Here is a 2,663-nt window from a genome sequence, read left to right as displayed (position 1 = left end):
TCAATGAACACATGAACTGATAATCACCTTTAAACTTAGGCAACATACTCTTCAGAGCATCACAATTCGTATCCGCCAGATTGAGCAAAAAATCCTGAACTGAATGAGTCTCGCTGGTCAACGTGTCCTTGTTAATATATTTACCGTAGCCCATTTCAATAGTGTACTTTAATTGCTCCATAAGCTCTATTTCTCGAGGTGCCTTAAGCAACAACGGTATGGCGCTTGATAAATTCTTTTGCTTAAGCAAAAGAATCATATCAACGTATTCTTTACACTCGTTCAAATCATAAAGCGTTAGATTGGTAACAGTTTGTAACTTGAATAATATATTCAAAGCCTCGCACATTTTTTCTGAATTAATCATTTCATCGATATATAGTTTATCCAATGATAATTCCCTGAACTTCGTTATTATTGTTTCGTAAACTGTTCCTTCTAAAATCTGGCGAGTTTTTTGCTCTCTTTGGAAATGAACTAAAGACGAATGCGATGTATTATTTTTAAATAAAATTTCAACCGCCTCACGTTTGTCTGGGTTAGTGCAGTATGTAATGAGATGCTGACTGCTGATTTGATTATCTTTCATTAAATTAACTAATATGCCCCTATCCAGGTCTTGGGGTAAGGACGCCAAAGCAGCTACCAAGTCGGGTTGGCTAATAATCGCTTCGTAACGTTGACTCAAATCATTTTGCATGGCAAAGACTAACTCTTTTTGCAGATTTTCGTTATATTGTTCAAGACACTGTAATGCTAATTCGGGTCTATTGTCTTTAAAAAACCGTTCTAAAAATTGAACTGCGAGCAATGACTTTAGAATCAACGGGCTTAGATTGAGCCGATCAAAATCTTTTAGTTTAAGAAGAACGAAGGCTGTGGATTCATCCTGTGCTTCAGCAAGTACCTTACAAAATGACTCATCTTTTTTTAATTCAGCAAAGCGCTCCAGCGAATTGTCACTATGCAAAGCGGCTGCCAAAGGATACAGTTCAGGTTTAGCAATAATCACTTTGAGTTCATCAGAAAAACTACTAAAACTTACCCCAACAATTACATGACATAACAACTTATTGTTTTTTAACTCATCAGGCTGAAAACCGAGTTGTTCTTTGGCGTTGATCAAGGCAGCACAAATAACCAGTGGATCCATAACCTGGGTACTATAATCAGGAATATCATTAAGCGCTGAATGGGTATCTATAAACTCAACAAGATGATATTTAGTCAATAAATTTTGGGGTAGTACATGATCATATTGGTCAAACTCGGGATTATCATGTTTCATATGTCCCATATGACAGTATATTTCTAGTGGTAAAAAGAGCGAACGTTTCAAAGCTACCGTATCCAACTCCGCTGCAGTAAGTGTTTCGCCTGGATCATAAGCAGTGAAAGAAGAGGCTCCGGTCATTACGGCACTTTTCTTGAAAGGAGAACGAGAAGCCATACCAAAATCGATTAGACGAACATCACCCTTTTCATCGATAACCACATTATCAGGCTTGATGTCATGATGTGCATAGCCTGTTTTACTTAAAGATAACATGCCATGATGTAACTGGTAGACTTGGTAAGCAAATTTGGCGGCTATATCAAGCCGCTGTTTATCGCTTAGATTCTTTCCTTCAGATGCCAGATGTACCCAAAGATTTTTTCCGAGATATTTCACATCAGTATACATTTTCCTGCGATCATATCTTACAGCACTTCCGCTACTCAACGACAAATCCTTTAAAATATCTGCCTCCACCTTAGATAGGTTGTATTGATCCATGCCATTTATTTTGATGATATACATATTTCCATGTTCATCATGAGCATATTTTACTTTTGACATGCGCCCCTGCTCGATAACATGGTCTTGGGGGCTATTGCTGCCTGATGTTTTTTTTGTATTCGCCAAACAATACACTGTATCGTTTATTTTGATAAAAGAATGCTCAATACCGTGACTGTCTTTACGACTTAGTTTTGTTCCAGATGGCTTATCATTCAAATACTCTTTGGCGTCATTCCACTCTGAAACAGTTACATATAAATCAGGCATCTTTGCACCCCCTGAAAATAATCAACATGTTAATTTTTCAACATTATTTATAAACTATAGGCACAAATCATTAACAAATTATTAATAAGCTTATTTAAAACGTGTAATCATCATTTGAGGAGAGCTTAGATTCCGAGCAATAATCTGGGGTTTCTGGATAGTAAAAACCGGAAACTCAGCCTTATGAGCTGCGTGCGTAAGCCCTTCTCAAAGCAGGAAATAGCCTTGGACTGAGGAATTGGTGCAACTGAAGCATGATTGAGTTGTTCAAACAGAGTTTGAGGGTAGTTCAAAGAACGAGTTAAAGCCCTTTTTGCAAAATGGATACCATGTCTCAGGAATTGGGACTGACTCGTTGCCTAAGCCTGTATGTGGAGATGGAGAGTAACTCCTTGATTACGCTTGCGCTGCATCAAGGCTGTAACTGGTCCTTTACAACAAAGGCCTGACGCTCTTTTGCTAGTTTATAAGCATCGGCAATAATTTGCTCAAGTGCTTTGAGAGAAGACGTTTTTAAACCAAACAGGTGTGATGTAATCCCTTGTGAGGCGCATAATACCTGATATTCTGTAATCTCTTTACTCTCTTTTTTAAAAGAACGAACTGCTTCGTC

Annotated in this window: 2 protein-coding genes; both read right to left on the bottom strand. The window is 37.9% G+C overall.

Annotated features, from left to right (window positions below; genetic code table 11):
• On the bottom strand, nt 1–2,050 hold a 2,050-nt coding region (locus Lwor_RS04620; protein ID WP_157063128.1), incomplete at its 3' end, for a protein kinase domain-containing protein.
• A 412-nt stretch (nt 2,051–2,462) separates the two neighbouring features.
• Nucleotides 2,463–2,663 (bottom strand): hypothetical protein (locus Lwor_RS04615; RefSeq protein WP_420798140.1); only part of this gene is annotated, 201 nt, incomplete at its 5' end.

Source organism: Legionella worsleiensis (assembly GCF_001467535.1).
Lineage (GTDB): Bacteria > Pseudomonadota > Gammaproteobacteria > Legionellales > Legionellaceae > Legionella > Legionella worsleiensis.
The sequence above is the reverse complement of the archived record's forward strand: the minus strand, read 5'-3'. Positions and strand labels throughout refer to the sequence as shown.